Source organism: Streptomyces glaucescens (assembly GCF_000761215.1).
Lineage (GTDB): Bacteria > Actinomycetota > Actinomycetes > Streptomycetales > Streptomycetaceae > Streptomyces > Streptomyces glaucescens_B.
The window spans coordinates 679167-697635 of the sequence record NZ_CP009438.1; the positions used below are offsets into that span (position 1 = coordinate 679167).

15 protein-coding genes are annotated in these 18469 nt (G+C 75.3%); 5 read left to right on the forward strand and 10 right to left on the reverse strand.

The window, feature by feature from the left end; all coding sequences use genetic code 11:
- Nucleotides 1-21 precede the first annotated feature (21 nt).
- Complete coding sequence (locus tag SGLAU_RS02930) at nt 22-885, reverse strand: alpha/beta fold hydrolase (RefSeq protein ID WP_208868876.1); 864 nt, start codon at nt 883-885, stop codon at nt 22-24.
- A 170-nt stretch (nt 886-1055) separates the two neighbouring features.
- Here SGLAU_RS02930 and paaK point away from each other — a divergent pair, with 170 nt between their 5' ends.
- On the forward strand, nt 1056-2351 hold the full coding sequence (gene paaK, locus SGLAU_RS02935) for a phenylacetate--CoA ligase PaaK (protein ID WP_043498090.1): 1296 nt from the start codon (nt 1056-1058) through the stop codon (nt 2349-2351).
- Between the two features lie 7 nt (nt 2352-2358).
- Here paaK and SGLAU_RS02940 read toward each other — a convergent pair whose 3' ends face one another.
- Together SGLAU_RS02940 and SGLAU_RS02945 are read right to left on the reverse strand one after the other, a co-directional pair.
- Nucleotides 2359-3627: a hypothetical protein gene (locus tag SGLAU_RS02940; RefSeq protein ID WP_043498092.1), complete on the reverse strand. Its 1269-nt coding sequence runs from the start codon at nt 3625-3627 to the stop codon at nt 2359-2361.
- Between the two features lie 34 nt (nt 3628-3661).
- The gene (locus SGLAU_RS02945) at nt 3662-5161 is read right to left on the reverse strand and encodes an acyl-CoA synthetase (protein ID WP_043498093.1); all 1500 of its coding nucleotides are present in this window, start codon (nt 5159-5161) and stop codon (nt 3662-3664) included.
- Nucleotides 5162-5293: 132 nt separating this feature from the next.
- Here SGLAU_RS02945 and SGLAU_RS02950 point away from each other — a divergent pair, with 132 nt between their 5' ends.
- Nucleotides 5294-7714, forward strand: coding sequence for a penicillin acylase family protein (locus SGLAU_RS02950; protein ID WP_043498095.1), 2421 nt, complete (start codon nt 5294-5296; stop codon nt 7712-7714).
- A 131-nt stretch (nt 7715-7845) separates the two neighbouring features.
- Complete coding sequence (locus SGLAU_RS02955; RefSeq protein ID WP_043498098.1) at nt 7846-9624, forward strand: serine hydrolase domain-containing protein; 1779 nt, start codon at nt 7846-7848, stop codon at nt 9622-9624.
- A gap of 34 nt (nt 9625-9658) precedes the next feature.
- Here SGLAU_RS02955 and SGLAU_RS02960 read toward each other — a convergent pair whose 3' ends face one another.
- Both SGLAU_RS02960 and SGLAU_RS02965 read right to left on the reverse strand, forming a co-directional pair.
- Nucleotides 9659-11272, reverse strand: a complete 1614-nt coding sequence (locus SGLAU_RS02960) for a phytoene desaturase family protein (RefSeq protein WP_052413584.1) — start codon at nt 11270-11272, stop codon at nt 9659-9661.
- A gap of 273 nt (nt 11273-11545) precedes the next feature.
- Nucleotides 11546-11920 (reverse strand): ferredoxin, encoded by a 375-nt coding sequence (locus SGLAU_RS02965; RefSeq protein ID WP_043506198.1) that lies wholly within the window; start codon nt 11918-11920, stop codon nt 11546-11548.
- Nucleotides 11921-12045: 125 nt separating this feature from the next.
- On the opposite strand from SGLAU_RS02965, the gene SGLAU_RS02970 reads away from it, so the two are divergent.
- Together SGLAU_RS02970 and SGLAU_RS02975 are read left to right on the forward strand one after the other, a co-directional pair.
- A complete protein-coding gene (locus SGLAU_RS02970) occupies nt 12046-12450 on the forward strand; it encodes a ChaB family protein (RefSeq protein ID WP_043498099.1) in 405 nt (134 codons plus the stop codon).
- 37 nt (nt 12451-12487) lie between these two features.
- The gene (locus tag SGLAU_RS02975; RefSeq protein WP_208868877.1) at nt 12488-12856 is read left to right on the forward strand and encodes a DUF6479 family protein; all 369 of its coding nucleotides are present in this window, start codon (nt 12488-12490) and stop codon (nt 12854-12856) included.
- Between the two features lie 100 nt (nt 12857-12956).
- Here SGLAU_RS02975 and SGLAU_RS02980 read toward each other — a convergent pair whose 3' ends face one another.
- The 5 genes from SGLAU_RS02980 to SGLAU_RS03000 all read right to left on the reverse strand — a co-directional run bounded on the left by SGLAU_RS02980 (nt 12957) and on the right by SGLAU_RS03000 (nt 18116).
- On the reverse strand, nt 12957-13421 hold the full coding sequence (locus SGLAU_RS02980; protein ID WP_043498105.1) for an RpiB/LacA/LacB family sugar-phosphate isomerase: 465 nt from the start codon (nt 13419-13421) through the stop codon (nt 12957-12959).
- 38 nt (nt 13422-13459) lie between these two features.
- Nucleotides 13460-13885, reverse strand: a complete 426-nt coding sequence (locus tag SGLAU_RS02985) for a PPOX class F420-dependent oxidoreductase (RefSeq protein WP_043498106.1) — start codon at nt 13883-13885, stop codon at nt 13460-13462.
- Between the two features lie 237 nt (nt 13886-14122).
- Nucleotides 14123-16492, reverse strand: coding sequence for a glycoside hydrolase family 65 protein (locus SGLAU_RS02990; protein WP_043498108.1), 2370 nt, complete (start codon nt 16490-16492; stop codon nt 14123-14125).
- A 144-nt stretch (nt 16493-16636) separates the two neighbouring features.
- Nucleotides 16637-17041: a luciferase family protein gene (locus tag SGLAU_RS02995; RefSeq protein WP_043498110.1), complete on the reverse strand. Its 405-nt coding sequence runs from the start codon at nt 17039-17041 to the stop codon at nt 16637-16639.
- A gap of 106 nt (nt 17042-17147) precedes the next feature.
- A complete protein-coding gene (locus SGLAU_RS03000; RefSeq protein ID WP_043498112.1) occupies nt 17148-18116 on the reverse strand; it encodes an ATP-grasp domain-containing protein in 969 nt (322 codons plus the stop codon).
- Nucleotides 18117-18469: the final 353 nt, after the last annotated feature.

An 18469-nucleotide genomic window follows, 5' to 3' on the forward strand; every position in this document is an offset into this window, starting at 1 on the left:
AGGCCACGTGAGGGGGACCTTTCAGGAGGCGTGCGGCGGGTGCGGGGCGGTCAGGAAGTCCGTGACCCGGCCCGTGAACCACTGCGGGTCGTCCAGCCACGGATAGTGCCCGGCGCCCGGCTGCACCACGCACTCGGCGTGCGGGAAGGCGGCGGCGGTGCGGCGGGCCAGCCCGGGGCGCGGGCCGCCGTCGAGTTCGCCCGCGAGGACGAGGACGGGGGCGGCCAGTCCGGCGAGTGCGGCGCGGGTCGCGGGCGGGTCGTAGGCGCCCGCGGAGCCGTAGACGTCCGCGGCCCGCTCGTTGGTCTCCGCCTCCTCGCGCGCGGCGTGCGCGGCGGCCGTGGCGTCCCAGCGGCCGTAGAAGAAGGGCAGGACGGCGTCGTCGAAGTCCGCCTCACCCGCGACCCAGGCCCGGAACACCGGGAAGGCCCGCTCGAACCACGGCTCGCCCGACCGCAGCCGGGCCGCCGCCAGCCGGTCCTCGGGCGTGGCGGGCATGCCCAGGGCCCACGGTGTGGCGGTGACGAGCACGAGCCGCGCGACCCGTTCGGGGTACCGGGCGGCGTACCGCATCGCCAGGCTGCCGCCCGCCGAGTGCGCGAGCAGGTCCAGCCGCTCCAGGTCCAGCTCCCGCCGCAGTGCCTCGACGTCGTCGACCATCCGGTCGCAGCGGTACGACGCGGGGTCGGCGGGCGCCGCCGAGTCCCCGGTGCCCCGCAGGTCCAGGAGCGCCAGCCGGCGTCGGCGTCCGAGTCCGCCCAGGTCACCGAGGTAGGCGGAGGCGCGCATGGGGCCGCCGGGGAGGACGACGAGCGGGGCGTCCCCGCCCGTGCCGCGCAGGTGGCAGGTCAGGCGGGTCCCGTCGGGGGCGGTGAAGGCGGGCATGGTGGCGATCATGAGGGGGGCCGGTGCCGGGCCGCAACCGGGTTGCGGGGGCCGGAAAGTGCGGGCCGGCCCCTTGCGCCGGTGACGGCCGGACTGGATTACTGATCTCCAAGGCGGCTACCGAATGATCGGTCGCCCGGATCGGCACGGTCGGTGAGGGAGCAGTCGGCATGGCGGACGCGACGGAGCTGCTGGACGCGGGCGAACGGCTCGGACCGGAGGCGCTGCGGGCGCTCCAGCTGGAGCGGCTGCGGGCGTCGCTGCGGCACGCGTACGCGAACGTGCCGTTCTACCGGGATGCCTTCGACAAGGCCGGCGTCCGCCCCGACGACTGCCGCTCGCTCGCCGATCTGGCCCGGTTCCCCTTCACCACCAAGGCGGACCTGCGGGACCACTACCCGTACGGGATGTTCGCCGTGCCGCGGGACCGGATCCGGCGTGTGCACGCCTCCAGCGGGACCACCGGGCAGCCCACGGTCGTCGGCTACACCGAGGGCGATCTGTCCATGTGGGCGGACATGGTGGCGCGGTCGATCCGGGCGGCGGGCGGCCGGCCGGGCGACCGGATCCACGTGGCGTACGGGTACGGCCTGTTCACCGGCGGGCTCGGCGCGCACCACGGCGCGGAACGGCTCGGCTGCACGGTCGTCCCGGCGTCGGGCGGCATGACCGCCCGGCAGGTGCGGCTGATCCAGGACCTGGAGCCCGACGTGATCATGGTGACGCCGTCGTACATGCTGACCCTGCTGGACGAGTTCGAGCGACAGGGCGTCGACCCGCGCCGCACCTCGCTGCGCGTCGGGGTGTTCGGCGCGGAGCCGTGGACCGAGGAGATGCGGCGGGAGATCGAGGAGCGGTGCGCGATCGACGCGGTCGACATATACGGCCTGTCGGAGGTGATCGGCCCCGGTGTCGCCCAGGAGTGCGTGGAGACCAAGGACGGGCTGCACATCTGGGAGGACCACTTCTACCCGGAGGTCGTGGACCCGCTCACCGGGGAGGTGCTGCCGGACGGCGAGGAGGGGGAGCTGGTGTTCACCTCGCTCACCAAGGAGGCGATGCCGGTCGTCCGGTACCGGACCCGCGATCTGACCCGGCTGCTGCCGGGCACCGCGCGGGTGTTCCGCCGCATGCGGAAGATCACCGGCCGCAGTGACGACATGGTGATCCTGCGCGGCGTGAACCTCTTCCCCACCCAGATCGAGGAGATCGTGCTGCGCACGCCGGGCGTGGCCCCGCACTTCCAGCTGCGGCTGACCCGCGAGGGCCGCCTGGACGCCCTCACGGTCCTCGCGGAGGCCCGCCCGGACGCGGGCCCCGAGGTCCGCGAGTCCGCCGCCCGATCGATCGCCGCGGCCGTGAAGGACGGCATCGGGGTGTCGGTCTCGGTGGAGATCGTCGACCCGGAGTCCCTGGAGCGGTCGGTGGGCAAGATCCGGCGGATCGTGGACCTGCGCCCTCGCTGAGCCGGCGTCAGTCCCCGCGCCGGCGGCGGTGCGGCTCGCCGCGCAGGGAGGCCAGCACCAGACGGCCGTACCGGGTGGTCAGGGCCGCGGCCGTGGCGGCGAGGGCGCCGGTGAGGGCGGTCAGGAGGTGCCAGGGGTTCTCGTCTCCCAGGACCTGGAGGACGGACAGGGCGGTGCCGAGCGGGAGCCCGAGGACGGTGAGCACGCCGAGGGCGCCGGCGATCTGCCCGCTCTCCCGGGTCTGCACGATCCGGCTGTAGTCGGCGGCCTCGGCCAGGATGTCGGTGAACAGCTCGGGCAGCCGGTGGCGGGCCTGGAAGGCGCGCAGCAGGCCGTCGGCGGGGCCGTGCACGGTCTGGTGACGGCGCCAGTAGGCGCTGCGGAACACCGCGATGTTCCGCTCCAGGGCCGACACCCGCCGGGCCAGGCCCGGGGCGCCGTCGAAGACCTGGGACAGTTCGTCGGTGAGCGCGTCGAGGTGGTCGCGCTGGATCATGCCCAGCAGCAGCGCGTCCAGGTACACCGCGCGGGCCTGGACGGCGGCGAACTCGTAGAAGTCGCCGGCGCCGCGGTCGGGCCGGTGGCCGAGGAAGGCCGCGCCGTGCCGGCCGACCAGGGCGCTCCAGTCGGCGGATATGCGGATCGCCTCGGCGGCCACGCCCGCGAGGCGTTCCGGCGGGGACGGGTTGTCGGTCTCCGTCGACCGCGAGGCCAGCTCGCGCAGCCGGTGGTCGGCCGATGCGGGCAGCGCGCCGTCGGCGTCCCGCAGGACGGCGGTGTGCGTGGCGCAGGGGGTGAGGAAGGCCACGGTGTACGGCCGTGACAGGGCGAAGGGCGCCCGGGGCGGCGCGGTGTCGGCGACGCCGCCGAACAGGACGGCCGGGTCCAGTGGCCCGGTCAGCGGATCGGGGCCCGCCCCGGTCCGGTGCCCGATCGCCCGCAGCACGTCCAGGAGAGGGGCGCCGTGGACGGCGAGGTGGAGCACGCCGAGTGCCTGCCGGGGCTGCCGGGGCGTGGCCACCCGCAGCAGTTCGAGTCCCTCCAGCACCAGCGGGCCCGCGGTGACGGACGTCCTGCGGTGCCGGCGCCCTCCGTACAGCGCGCGGGCCGCCGCGGGCGCGAAGTAGCCGCGGCGCCGCTCGGCGTCCCACGGCCGCTGCTCGGTGCCGAACGGCAACGGCCCCTCGTCCCAGTCCGGTTCGCCGTGCAACAGCAGCGGCAGCACCACCGACACCGTCTGCCGTGCCCCCGCCGCCTCGCCCGGAGTGCCGCTCACCCGCCGTGTCCTCCTTCGCCGTACGTCCGCCGTGTCATGCCGTGCCGAAGCGGTCGCGCAGCTCCCGCTTGAGGATCTTGCCGCTGGCGTTGCGCGGCAGGGCCTCGACGAACACGACGCGTTTGGGTGCCTTGAAGGAGGTCAGGCGCTCGCGGGCGTGGGCGATCAGTTCCGCCTCGGTGGGCTCGCCGCGCGGGACGACGAACGCGGTGATCGCCTCGATCCACTTCTCGTCGGGCAGACCGACGACGGCCGCCTCGGCGACGCCGTCGTGGGTGTAGAGGGCGTCCTCGACCTGCCGGGAGGCGACCAGCACACCACCGGAGTTGATGACGTCCTTGACCCGGTCGACGACGGTGAAGTAGCCGTCGGCGTCGCGGACCGCGAGGTCGCCGGAGCGGAACCACCCGTCGCGGAAGGCGGCCGCGGTCTCCTCGGGCTTGTCCCAGTAACCCTCGCACAGCTGCGGGGAGCGGTAGACGATCTCGCCGGGGGTGCCGTCGGGCACGTCCTCGCCGTCCTCGTCGACGACGCGGGCGTCCACGAACAGCACCGGCCGGCCGCAGGAGTCGAGGCGGCCCTCGTGCTCGTCGGGGCCGAGGACGGTGGCCAGCGGGCCGATCTCGCTCTGCCCGAAGCAGTTGTAAAAGGCCAGCCGGGGCAGGCGCGCCCGCAGGCGTTCCAGGACGGGCACCGGCATGACCGACGCGCCGTAGTACGCCTTGCGCAGCCCGTCGAGGTCGCGGGCCGCGAAGTCGGGGCGGCCCGCGAGGCCGATCCACACGGTGGGCGGGGCGAACAGGCTGTCGACCCGGCCGGCCTCGATCAGGTCGAACAGGCGGTCGCCGTCGGGGCCGTCGAGGATGATGTTCGTCGCGCCGACCGCGAGGTACGGCAGCAGGAACACGTGCATCTGGGCCGAGTGGTAGAGCGGCAGCGCGTGCGCCGGGCGGTCCCCGGCGCTCAGGTCCAGGGCGGTGACGGCGCTCAGGTACTCGTGCACCAGCGCCCGGTGGGTCATCATCGCGCCCTTCGGCAGCGCGGTGGTGCCGGAGGTGTACAGCAGCTGCACCAGGTCCTCGCCGCGTGCCTCGGGACCCTCGTGGGGCGGGGCGGAGGGCAGCAGGTCGAGCAGTGATCCGCCGGTGTCGCGCAGCGGCAGCACGGGGACCGGGCCGGGCAGCCGGCCGGCCAGGTCCGGGTCGGCGAGGACCAGGGAGCTGCCGGACTGGCGGACGAGGTAGTCCAGGTCGTCGCCGGTGAGGTTCTGGTTGACGGGCACGTGCACCAGGCCGGCGCGGGCGCAGGCGAGGAAGCCGATGAGATAGGCGTCGGAGTTGTGGCCGTAGGCACCGACGCGGTCGCCGGGGGCGAGGCCCCGGCCGAGGAGCGCGCTCGCCGCGCGGGAGACGGCGTCGTCCAGCTCCTGGTAGGTCCAGCGGCGGTCACGGTACTCCACCGCCACGCGTGCCGGGGTGCGGCGGGCGCTGCGCCGCAGCACCCCGTCGACCGTGCTGCCGTGTCCGGGCCTCATGGCTCCCGATCCTCGATCCCGGGGCCGGTGCGGTCAAGACAGCCCGGAGCACAGCGGACCGGACCACTGCGCCGGGCGCATACCCGCTGGTACGCTCAACGGCCCTTTCCCACCTCGATGTCGGGAGGCTCCATGCGCGTGCGTCCGAGCAGGCTCGCGGTCGCGGCCGTCGCCCTGCTCACCGCGGCGACCGCCCTGCCCGCGGCCGCGGCCGAGCGGGGCGGCCGGGAGGACCGTCCCTCCCACGGCGGCCTGTCCGCCGTCATCCGGTACACCGAGTACGGCATTCCGCACATCGTCGCGCGCGACTGGGCGGGCCTCGGCTTCGGCACCGGCTGGGCGCAGGCCGCCGACCAGGTGTGCGTCCTCGCCGACGGGTTCGTGACCGTGCGCGGCGAGCGGTCGCGGTACTTCGGGGCGGACGCCGCGCCGGACGCCTCGCTCTCCTCGGCGTCCGGCAACCTCGCCAGCGACCTGTACTTCCGCGGCGTGCGGCAGGCGGGGACGGTCGAGGGGCTGCTCGCCCGGCCCGCCCCGGCGGGCCCGAGCCGGGCGTCCAGGGAGCTGATGCGGGGGTACGCGGCCGGGTACAACGCCTGGCTGCGCGAGAACCGGATCACCGATCCGGCCTGCGCGGGCGCCGCCTGGGTGCGGCCGGTCACGACGCTGGACGTGGCGGCACGCGGGCACGCCATCGCCGTGCTCGGCGGCCAGGGCCGCGCCGTGGACGGCATCACGGCCGCGCGGCCGCCCGCGCCGGCCACCGCGGCCGTGCCGGACGTGCGGGCCGTGCCCGGCCCGCGGGACGCCGCGCGCGCCGCCCGCGCCCTGTCCGCGGCGCCCGACCCCGGCATGGGCTCCAACGCGGTCGCCTTCAGCGGCGCGACCACGGCCGGCGGCCGGGGCCTGCTGCTGGGCAATCCGCACTACCCGTGGCAGGGCGGGCGGCGTTTCTGGCAGTCGCAGCAGACCATCCCCGGCCGGCTGGACGTGGCGGGCGGCTCGCTGCTCGGTTCGCCCACGGTGACCATCGGCCACAACGCCCGGGTGGCGTGGAGCCACACCGTGGCGACCGGCGTCCCCCTCAACCTGCACCAGCTCGCCCTGGACCCGGCGGACCCGACCGTCTACCTCGTCGACGGGAGGCCGGAACGGATGATCCGGCGTACCGTCACCGTCCCGGTGAAGGACGGCGCCCCGGTCACCCGTACCCAGTGGTGGACGCGGTACGGCCCGGTCGTCACCGCGTTCGGCACCCTCCCGCTGCCGTGGACCGCGACGACGGCCTACGCCCTGCACGACCCCAACGCGGCCAATCTGCGCACCTCCGACACCGCGCTCGGCCTCGGCACCGCCCGCGACACGGACGGCCTGCTGGACGCGCTGCGCCGCACCCAGGGCCTGCCGTGGGTGAACACCATCGCCGCCGACTCGGCCGGGCACACCCTGTTCACCCAGTCGCAGGTGCTGCCCCGCATCACCGACGACCTGGCCCGGCGCTGTTCCACCGCGCTCGGTGAGGTCACCTATCCGTCGTCGGGCCTCGCGGTCCTGGACGGCTCCCGCGGGGAGTGCGCCCTCGGCAGGGACCCCGGCGCGGTGCAGGCGGGGATCCTCGGCCCGGCGCGCATGCCGACGCTGAAGGACGCGCCGTACGCGGAGAACTCCAACAACAGCGCCTGGCTGGCCAATCCGGACCGGCCGCTGACCGGGTACGAGCGGGTCTTCGGCGACCTCGGCACCCCGCGCTCGATGCGCACGCGCGGCGCGATCGAGGACGTGTCGGCGATGGCCGGGCGCGGGGGACTGACGGTGCGGGACCTCCAGCGGCAGCAGTTCGCCAACCGGGTCCCGGCGGGTGACCTGGCCGCGGCCGACGCGGCGGAGGCCTGTGCCGGGCTGCCCGGCGGCACGGCGACGAGCAGCGCGGGCGACGCGGTGGACGTCCGGGAGGCCTGTGACGTGCTCGCCGCCTGGGACCGCACCGCGGACACCGGCAGCAGGGGCGCCCTGCTGTTCGACCGGTTCTGGCGGAAGCTGACCGCGGCGGTGCCGGCGGACCGGCTGTGGCGGGTGCCGTTCTCCCCGGCCGACCCGGTCCGCACGCCGCACACGCTGAACACGGCGGCGCCGGGCTTCGCCACCGCCCTCGCCGACGCGGTCGGCGAGCTGCGGGCGGCGGGCGTGGAGCTCGGCGCGCCGCTCGGGCGGCACCAGTTCGTGGTGCGCGACGGCCGGCGCGTCCCGGTGCACGGCGGCACCGAGTCGCTGGGCGTGTGGAACAAGATCGAGCCGGTGTGGAAGCCGGCTCAGGGGGGCTACACGGAGGTGACCACGGGCTCCAGCTACATCCAGGCGGTCGGCTGGGACGGCAGCCGGTGCCCGGTGGCCCGGACCCTGCTCGCGTATGCACAGTCCTCGAACCCGAACTCGCCGCACCACGCCGACCAGACCCGGCTGTACTCCGGTGAGCGGTGGGTGACCTCCCGGTTCTGCGAGGAGGACATCCTGTCCTCGCCCGCCCTGCGGATCGTCCGGATCCGGGAACACTGAGTCGGTGGCCGGGCGGGTCCCACCGGCCCCGCCCGGCCGTCGCGCCGCCGTGAGGGCCCGTCATATTTACGGAGGCGGCCCGCTGGACATGCTTTCGAGTACATCGGCCGGCCACGTGCGGGAGGAACTCGATGACCGAGGGCAGCGCAGACAGAGCGGTGACCCGCCGCGAGCTCGGGCGGACGGCGGTGGCGCTGGGCGGGGCGTTCGCCCTCGCCCCGCTCCCCGCGGCCAGGGCCGCGGCAGCCCCACCGGGCCCGGGGCGTCCGACGCTGCGCCGCGGCTCACCGGAGCGCGCCGGGCTGCTCGCGGAGCCGCTGCGCCGGCTCGTCACCGACGCCGAGGCGTTCCTCGGGCCGTCGCCCAGGCACCCCTGGTACGCGGGCGCCGTGCTGCTCGCCGGGCGGGGCGGCACGGTGGCGCTGCACCAGCCGATCGGGATGGCGGTGCGCTACGCGGCGTACGACGAGAAGACCGACACCGGCGTCGAACTGCCGCCCGAGCGGCAGATCCCGATGGCCGAGGACACCGTCTTCGACCTCGCCTCGGTGTCCAAGCTGTTCACCTCGCTGCTCGCCGTGCAGCAGATCGAGCGGGGCGCGCTGGGACTGGAGCGGACCGTCGCCTCGTACCTCCCGGAGTTCGGCGCGGCGGGCAAGCAGGGCATCACGATCCGGCAGCTGCTCACCCACACCTCGGGGCTGCGCGCCTGGATCCCGCTGTACGCCGCGCCGACGTACGAGGAGAAGCTGCGGCTGCTGTGGAACGAGGCGCCGCAGAGCCCGCCGGGCAGCCGGTACGTGTACTCGGACCTGAACCTGATCACGCTCCAGCTCGTCCTGGAGGAGATCACCGCCCGGGGTCTGGACACGCTGCTGCACGACGAGATCACCGCTCCCCTCGGGATGCACCGCACCCGGTACAACCCGCCCGCCTCCTGGAAGCCGGGGATCGCGGCCACCGAGGACGCCCGCAGACCCTGGTCGGGGCTGGACCGGGGCCTGGTCTGGGGTGAGGTGCACGACGAGAACGCCCACTCCCTCGGCGGGGTCGCGGGCCACGCCGGGGTCTTCTCCACCGCCTGGGACCTCGCCGTCCTCGCCCGGACCCTGCTCAACGGCGGCTGCTACGGCCGTACCCGCATCCTGGCGCCGGAGTCGGTGGAGCTGATGTTCACCGACTTCAACACCGCCTTCCCCGGCGACGAGCACGGCCTCGGCTTCGAGCTGTACCAGCACTGGTACATGGGCGCGCTCGCCACCCCGCGCACCGCGGGCCACACCGGGTTCACCGGCACCTCGCTCGTCCTCGACCCGACGACCGACTCGTTCCTCGTCGTGCTCGGCAACTCGGTCCACCCGGTGCGCGGCTGGCGTTCCGGCTCGGCGCCCCGGGTGGCCGCGGGGAACAACCTGGCGCGGGCGGTGCCGGTCCGTCCCGTGCGCGGGCGCACGGCCTGGTTCTCCGGCATGGCGAGCGCCACGGCCGCGACCCTCACCCTGCCCGCCCTGGACACCTCCGCCGGCGGCGCCCGGCTGCGCTGCCTGCTGTGGTGGGACACCGAACCGGGGGCGGACTCCCTCGTCCTTCAGGCCTCGGCGGACGGCGGCGCCTCCTGGCAGCCGGTGCCGTTCACCACCTCACGGCCGGGCGACGATCCCACCGAGCGGCCGTCCGGCGCGGTCGGCGGCTGGTCCGGCCGCGTCTGGCACCGGCTCACGGCCGCCCTCCCGGCCGCCCGGGCACTCACGCTGCGCTGGCGCTACGCCACCGACCGGCTGTACGTCGGCCGGGGCGTCTACGTGGACGCGGTGCGGGTCGCGGCGGGCGGCGCCGTCCTGTTCGACGAGGCGCGGCCCGCCGACGCGGCGCGGATCGCGGCGGCCGGCTGGTCGGCGTCCGCCGACTGACGCCACGGGACACCGCCGGCCCGGCGGCGCCGCGTCACCGCGACTCCTCCAGCACCGCCATCGCCGCGTTGTGTCCCGGTACCCCGCTCACCCCGCCGCCGCGCACCGCGCCCGCCCCGCACAGCAGGACGTTGCGGTGGCGGGTCTCCACGCCCCAGCGGCCGGTGCCGTCCTGGGCGTGGGGCCAGGACAGGTCGCGGTGGAAGATGTTGCCGCCGGGCAGTCTCAGTTCGCGTTCCAGGTCCAGCGGTGTCCTGGCCTCGATGCAGGGGCGGCCGTCGGCGTCCTCGGCGAGGCAGTCGGCGATGGGCTCGGCGAGGTGGGCGTCGAGCCGGCCGAGGGTGCGGCTCAGCAGCTCGTCGCGGACGGCGTCGTGGTCGCGGGCGAACAGCCGGGCGGGGGTGTGCAGGCCGAACAGGGTGAGGGTGTGGCAGCCGCGCCCGGCCAGTTCGGGGCCGAGGATCGTCGGGTCGGTCAGGGAGTGGCAGTAGATCTCCGAGGGCGGGGCGGCGGGCAGCCGGCCGGCGGTGGCCTCGGCGTGGGCGGCGGCGAGCTGCCGGTAGCCCTCGGCGATGTGGAAGGTGCCGGCGAACGCCTCACGCGGGTCCGTGCCGGGATCGCGCAGCCTGGGCAGCCGCTCGAGCAGCATGTTGACCTTGAACTGGGCGCCCTCGGCCGGCTCGGGCGGGGCGTCGCCGGTGAGGGCGGCCAGTTCCCGCGGGGAGGCGTTGACCAGGACGTGCCGGGCGGCGGCGACGCCCTCCGCGTCGGCGCTGCGGTAGGTGACCTCGGCGGCCCGGCCGTCGGTGGTGATGCGCACGGCCTCGTGGCCGGTGGCCAGGACGGCGCCGGCCGCGCGGGCGGCACCGGCGAGCGCGTCGGTCAGGGCGCCCATGCCGCCGACGGGGACGTCCCACGCGCCGGTGCCGCCGCCGATCACGTGGTAGAGGAAGCAGCGGTTCTGCCGCAGCGACGGGTCGTGGGCGTCGGCGAAGGTGCCGATCAGGGCATCGGTGAGGACCACGCCCCGCACCAGGTCGTCCGCGAAGTGCTCCTCGATGGCGATGCCGACGGGCTCCTCGAACAGCATCCGCCAGGCGTCCTCGTCGTCGATGCGGCGGCGCAGCTCGGCCCGGCCCGGCAGGGGCTCGGTCAGCGTGGGGAACACCCGCTCGGCGACCCGCGCGGTCCTGCCGTAGAACCGCCGCCAGGCCGCGTACTCCCGGTCCGTGCCGGTCAGCCGGGCGAACGATTCCCGGGTGCGCTGCTCGCCCCCGCCGACCAGCAGCCCGGTGGGCCGGCCGTCGCGCTCGACGGGCGTGTACGAGGAGACGGTGCGGGTGCGGACCCGGAAGTCCAGGCCGAGATCGCGCACGATCTTCTTCGGGAGCAGGCTGACGAGGTAGGAGTAGCGGGAGAGGCGCGCGTCGACCCCGGGGAACGGACGGGTGGAGACGGCGGCGCCGCCGGTGCGGCCGAGCCGCTCCAGGACCAGCACCGACCGCCCGGCCCGGGCGAGGTAGGCGGCGGCGACCAGGCCGTTGTGGCCGCCGCCGACGATGACGGCGTCGTAGGCGCGCGCGGGGAGGGGCGGGGTGCCGTGGGCGCGAGCGGTGCCGTCGGCGGGTGTGGCTCCGGGTGCGGGCATGATCCTTGGTAGCACGGGCGACCGGCTGCCGCCAGGGCCGCGTTCCGCCGTCGCCGGCCGCCGGCCCGCGGCCTCCTCCGGCGGGTTTCCGGTGCCCGGGCCGCGGGCCGGCCTCGTACGGCGCCGGCCGGGTGCCGGTGCCGAGTCCGCCGTCGCGGCACCGCACGATGCGCGCCGCCGCCTGCATGATCGTGCGCCGGCCGTGCGGCGCCGGGCAGCTCCGCGCGGCGGCGGGCGCCGGGCGGGCCGCCGCGTGGTGAGTGCGGGCGCCGCTCAGGTCAGGCCGGCCAGGAAGTCCGTGCAGGCGCGGGCGCAGGCACGGCAGGACGCGGCGGCCTCCTCCGCCCCGGGCCGGCTGTCGAAGACGTGGGCGCTCTCCAGGCAGACCGACCGGCACCACTCGAGCTGGACGCGCAGACCGGTCTCGTCGAGCTGGCTCTGCTCGGCCAGCATCCGGCACGTGGCGTCACACACCTCGGCGCACATGATCCCCTTGCGCCGGACCAGCTCCTGCTCTTCCGTGCCGTCCGGGTCCACCAGGCTCGCGCGCAGCGCGCAGGCTCGCGCACACTCCGTGCAGGCCTGCGCGCAGACGAACCGGTCCTCCAGGAACCGGATGAGTTCTGCTTGCGATGGCGTCGAAGTCACACTGCGCGGGTAGCCCCCGCCCCCCGCGCCAAACGCCATCCGGGCCACCGGGGGCGGGTTTTCCCGCCCTGCCGCCGGGCACTCGGGCGGCGCCCCGCACGGCCTTCGAGGGAGGTGGCGGCCGGATGCCCGGACGACAGGAGCTGCCGTCGACGCTGGAGCGCTCGTCCCGGGACGCCCAGCGCACCTGGATCAGGGCGCACGACTCGGCGGTGGAGCAGTACGGCGAGGGCGAGCGGGCGCACCGCGTCGCCTACGGCGCGCTGAAGCACTCGTACGAGAAGGTCGGCGACCACTGGGAACGCAAGGAGGGCGGCCGTCGGGGGCCCTCGGATCCGCGGTCGGCCCGGCCGCGCGGGGCCGGCGGACGCAGCGGCGAGGGCGTCGACGAGAACGCCTCGAGGGAGCACCTGTACGACCTGGCCAGGCGGCTGGAGGTGCCGGGCCGGTCCCGGATGTCCAAGGCGGAGCTGCTGGACGCGATCCGCAAGGCCAACCGGTCGGCGACGCGCGGGGCCCGCTCACAGTGATCGGATTCACGACCGATTTCAGGGGTATTCAGACGATATGAGTACCGCAACGATGCAGTTGGCCGAGCCGAGCGGACTGCTCAGCATCGGGATGTTCGTCGTCCCCGTCGCCTTGCTGGTCCTGTTGCTGGGCGGATTCTGGCTCGGCACGCGTATCAGGTCCCGGCAGTCGCGACCCCGGCCCGAGGAACAGCCGCACCTGCCGCCGGGCGGCGCGGTGCACGAGACCAGGGAGCGCCGGGAACCCCGCGAGGTGCCCCGGGTCCCGAAGGGCGGACGTCCGCTCCTGCCGCACGAGATGGGCGGCTTCGGCAACTCGTCGACCCAGCCGGGCCAGGAGCAGTCGCGGCCCCGCTGGTCCCCCGGCAACAGCGGGGCGTGGGGCGGCGGCGGCCCCGGCCGCTGACCGGGGGCCGGTCCACCGCAGGGCCCTCCTCCCCCGGAAGGGCACGCAGCATCCGCCGGTGTGCGGGACCACGAGGCAGGGTCCCGCACACCGGCGTTTCTCATGCCCCGGGAACGGTGCCCCGGGCGTCGTCCAGACCCGCCACCCGGGCCAGGTTCTCGCGGTCCTCGGCGTCCTCGCCGGGCGCGCCAGCGAACCAGGCGTCGAGGATCTCCCCCAGCACCGGCCCGGAGGTCAGCCGCAGGCTGAGCGCCAGCACGTTGGCGTCGTTCCAGCGGCGGGCGCCCTCCGCGCTGTAGGCGTCCGTGCACAGGGCGGCCCGCACACCGGGGACCTTGTTGGCGGCGATCGACGCGCCCGTGCCGGTCCAGCAGCACACGACCGCCTGGTCGGCCGTGCCGTCGGCGACGTCCCGGGCCGCCGCGGCGGAGCAGACGGCCCACCGGGAGTCGTCCCCGGGCCGCAGGGCCCCGTGGGTGAGCACCTCGTGGCCGCGCTCCCGCAACGCGGCGACCAGCAGCCGGGCCACGGGTTCGTCCATGTCGGAGGAGACGGAGATCCGCATGCCCGCGAGCCTACTCCCGTCCCGGGCCGCCGGTCCGCTCAGCCGGACGCCTGGTCGTTGTCCTTCATCGCGCCCCAGCCGTGCCAGCGCTCCACCTCGATCCAGGCGCTGACCCGGGGCCGCGCCCGCTCCGGGTAGGGCTTGCCGGTGTAGTGGGCGGAGAGGCGGTCGATGTCGGCCAGGTCCTCGTCGTCGTACATCTCGGTGACCCGGCCGAGGAGGGTGACGTGGGTGTACCAGTCGTCCTCGGCGAGGACCGTCAGGGTGACCCGCGGGTCACGGCGCAGGTGCTTCAGGCGCACCCGGCCCGCGTCCAGGTTGACCAGGACGCGGTGGTCGCTGTCCCAGAGGTACCAGGTGGCCGTGGAGACGGGCGCGCCGTCGGACCGCACGGTCGCCATCACACAGGGGTTGGGGCGGCGCAGCAGTGCGTGCGCCTCGGGCGGCAGCGGGGGCTTGGACATGCGGGGTTCCTTTCCTGGTCGTGACGGGGGGTACGGGTACCGGGAGCTCGGCCGGTGACTCCTCCCGGGGCGGCCTCGGACGGGAGCGCACGGCCGGGCCCGGTGGCCGTCGGTCTCGCGTGCGGTGTGCGCGGCCGGTTCCGCGTGGTCACGGGGGAAGTCCTTGCGTGGGCCCGGTCCCGGACCGCGTGCCTCCGACGGTAGGCGCGGCGGTCCGGCCGGGCCGGGCGGACGCGCTCAGTCCGGCAGCACCAGCCGGCCCGTCTCCCCCGGCTGGAGCCGTACCGCGCGGTCCGGGAGCCGGACGTCGATGGCCGTGGTGTCGGAGGCCGGGAGGGTGATCTCCAGCTGGGAGTGGCGCAGCCGCAGGCGGACGCCCCAGTTGCCCTGGTAGCGCAGGGAGAACCCGTAGGTGGACAGCTCGGGAAGCGGCACCGGGTCGAGCCAGAGGGCACCCTGCCGGGTGGTGAGGCCGGTGAGGCCGCGCTGCACGAGGTCGAGGGTGCCGGCCATGGCGCCCAGGTGGATGCCCTCACCGGTGGTGCCGCCCTGCACGTCGGCGATGTCGCCGCGCAGCGCCTCCTGGCAGAACTGCCAGGCCTCGGCGCGCCGGGCGCGGGCCAGCACCCAGCCGTGCACCAGTCCGCTGAGTGTGGAGCCGTGGCTGGTGCGGTGCAGGTAGTGGTCGACGGTGCGGTGCCAGGTCTCCTCGTCCAGCCGCAGTCCCAGCCGGTCGAACAGCCCCTGGAGCTCGGGCGGCGAGAAGAGATAGCCGAGCATGAGGACGTCGGCCTGCTTGGAGGCCCGGTAGCGGTTGACGGTGTCGCCCTCGGCCTCCAGGATCCGGTCGAGGCGGCGGATGTCGCCGTACCGCGCCCGGTACGTGGCCCAGTCCAGTTCGGTCAGCTCGCCGTAGCCCTCGAACTGGCTGATCACGCCCTCGTGGAACGGCACGTGCAGGGTGCGGGACACCTCGTCCCAGCGGTCCAGTTCCCGCGCGTCGAGGCCGGTGCGCTCGGTGAGCTCGCGGCGGCGCGGCTCGGGCAGGGCGGCCAGCAGTTCCAGGGTGCGGGTGAGCACCCAGGCGGCCATGACGTTGGTGTACGCGTTGTCGTCGAGGCCGGGTTCGGTGGCGTCCGGGTAGGCGTCGTGGTACTCGTCGGGACCCATGACGCCCTTGATGCGGTGCCGTCCCAGGCGCTCGTCCCAGGTCGCCGTGTCCGCCCAGAAGCGGGCGATCTGGAGCAGCATCTCGGCGCCCTTGGCCTGCCGGAACTCGGTGTCGCCGCTGGCCTCGCAGTACTCCCACACGTTGTACGCGATGGCCGAGCCGACGTGGTACTGGAGGTGGGAGTGGTCGGGCAGCCAGCGGCCCGAGCGCGGGTTGAGGTGGAGCTGCTGGGTCTCCTCCCGGCCGTCGCTGCCGCTCTGCCAGGGGTACATGGCACCCCGGCGGCCGGCTTCCCGGGCGGCGGTGCAGGCCTGTTCCAGGCGCCGGTGCCGGTAGTGCAGCAGTGCCCGGGAGACCTCGGGGAACCGCAGGTTGAGGTACGGCAGCACGAACAGCTCGTCCCAGAAGACGTGCCCGCGGTAGGCCTCGCCGTGCAGCCCGCGCGCGGGGACGCCGACGTCGAGGTCGGCGGTGTGCGGCGAGAGGGTCTGCAGCACGTGGAACAGGTGCAGGCGCAGGATGCGGCCCGCCTCCCCGGGCACGTCCAGGTCCGCCCGGCGCCACAACTGGGACCAGGCCACGCGGTGGGTGGCGAGCAGGTCGTCGAAGCCGGGGGCGCGGCCGACCCGGGCGATCGCGGCGTGCAGCGGGTCGCTGATCGCCGGGTCGCGGGAGGTGTGCAGCGCGATGGTCTTGTCGACGGTCGCCGGAGTGCCGGGCGCCAGCCGCAGCCTGGCCCGCTGCGTGGTGCGAGGCCGGGCGTGCCGGACCGTGACGGGCCCCTCGGTGGTCAGCCGGGAGGCCATGCCGACGCGGATGTCGGAGGTGCGGGTGCGGCAGCGCAGCCACACCGTGTCCCCGGCGGCGGTGCCGGTGTGGGCGTGGGTGAGGTGCCGGCCGTCCAGGTCCCGGTAGCGGGGGACCCCCGCGTTGGTGACGCCGGCGTCGAGGGCGGCTTCGACATGGAGTTCGCCGCCGAAGCCGGTCGCGGTGAACTCGGTGCGCAGCGCGGCCAGATGGGGGTCGGCCATATGGACCAGGCGCTCCTGGCGGACCGTCAGGGAGCGCCCGTTGCCGAGGCCGTAGCGGGTCACGCGTTCGAGGACGCCCGAGGCGAGGTGCACGGTCTGGCGGTGTTCGAGCACGGTCGCGGTGTCGGGGCTCAGCCAGGACCGGCCGCGCAGCCGGAAGCGCAGGGGGAGCCAGTTGGGCAGGTTGACCAGGTCCTCGTTCTCGACGCCGCGCCCCGCCACATGGGAGGTCAGCCGGTTGTAGCAGCCCGCCGCATAGGTGCCCGGGTAGTGGATGTCGTCCGCCACGCACTCGGGGAACGCGCCGCGCGTGGCGAAGTAGCCGTTGCCGAGCGTGCACAGCGACTCCCGCAGTCGCTCGTCGGCGGGCTCGTAGCCCTCGTACGTCCAGGTCCAGCCCGTCACTTCGGTGCTCCTCCCGCGTGCGGCGCGCCGGCCCAGCCGAGTGCGGCGGGGCCGGCGCCGTGCGGGAGCAGTCTCTCCCCGCGGGCGCGTCCGGCCGTGCGTCCACGCCGGGTCACGGGGTGAAGCGGCGAAACCGCGGCGGGCTCAGCAGGGCGTGGCCGTGCCCGCCGGGTCGCGCGGCAGGACGGTGACCCGGCGGAAGTTGCAGCCGCCGGGCGGCAGGTCCTCCGGGGCCGGGCCGCCCTGGTGGGCCTTGAGGGCCATGCTCACCAGGCTCTGCAGCAGGTCGATGTCGGTGTCGCAGTCCAGGTGGACCGTCACCCACCGGGAGCCGGGCAGCACGCGTATCGCCGTCGACTCCTGGAGGTCCGCGGCGAAGCGCCGCAGGGCCCGGCTGGTGAGGTGGAGGTCCACGTCGCGGTCGGAGTGGAAGTGGGCGATCTCGCTGTGGGCGGTGCGAAGTGCCCGTCCCGTGCCGCAACTGGCCGGTCCCGCCGTGAGGTCGGGCCAGGCCGCGAGTCGCTCCAGGGCGCGCTGGGCCAGAGTCATGGCCCCATCGTCACCTCCTCACCGCGCTGATACCAGAGGTTGCACGTTTCGTAACCCAGGCGTGAGGTTCCTCGGCCCGGCCGGGCATCCGCCGGCCGGGCATCCGCTAGGCGGGCATCCGCCGGTCGGGGGACGGATCGCGGCGGGCGGCGAGGGCGCCGAGGTGCGCCTGGACGTACGGCACGGCGACCAGGGGGAGTTCGCCGGCCACGAAGGCGGGCTGCACATTGACCTCGAACACCACCCCGCCGTGCTCGCTCGCCAGGTCGACACCGGCGAACGGCAGCCCGACCGAGGCGGTGGCGGCGACGGCGAGCCGGGCGAGCGGCGCCGGCAGGTCGGCGGGGGCGATGGGCACGGGGGTGGCGCCCTGGCAGGTGTTGCAGGGGGTGTCGGGGTCCGGCTGGATGTGCTCGCGGGCGTGGAGGACCCGGTCGTGCAGCACGAAGACCCGGAACTGGTGGCGGCGGCCGTCGGGCCGGAAGTTGCCCGCGTCACGGGACAGCAGCCAGTCGGTGCCGCGCTCGGCGTAGTAGGCGGCGGCGTGCTCCAGTTGCTCCTCGGTGGTGATGTGGAAGGTGTCGTCGCCGCCCGTGCCGACGACGGGCCGGGCCCAGGTGTCGCGGCCGAGCTTGTCGAAGGCGGCGGCCGCCTCGTGCGGTGCGGGCCGGGACAGCACGGTGGTCTCCATGTGGGCGATGCCGTCGCGGCGGAACCGCTCCACGGTGCGGTCCTTCTCGGTGGCCGTGCGCCAGGCGGCGGTTCCGGTGCCGAGGGTGACGACGTCGTGCCGTTCCAGCAGCCGCTGGAAGCCGGCGAGGGAGCGGCGGCGGTGCGGCGGGATCTCGTAGAGCACGACGACGTCGGGCACCACGTCGAGGCGCTCCTCGGGGACCCGCAGCCGTAACCGGTCCCCGGCGCGGACGGCACGGCCGGGTCCGCCGTCCGCGAAGTGCCGTGAGTCGATCCGGACGGGCGGGGCGCCGGTGAGCAGTTCGACGGCGCGGGCCAGGTAGTCGGCACAGCCCTCGGTCGAGGTGGGGTCGGCGAGCAGGGCGATGCGCGGTCGGGACACGGCGGCCTCCAGTGGCTCTCCGAGCGCACGGTGCCGCGCACACTCGGTCGCGCGGCCCGAGCGAACTCACGGGGTGGTGTCTGGTGCGCGGGCGGTCGGCGGCCCGGCGCTGATGGCTGCTCCGCCCGCGTCGGACGGCGGGTGCGGAGCCGTGCCGCCACACTGTAGGCGCCGGGCGGACGCCGCGGACAGGGCGCATGCGTGGGCGGCCGGCTGCTCCGGTTCGCGCCGTACGCCACCGAGCGTGCGCCGTCCCACGCCCGGCGGCGGGTCAGGCTCCCGGCGCCGGTGCCGTGCAGCGGCGCACGACGCCCGGGGCGCCGTCAGGGCTTCTGCGGTCCGAGGCCGGGGGT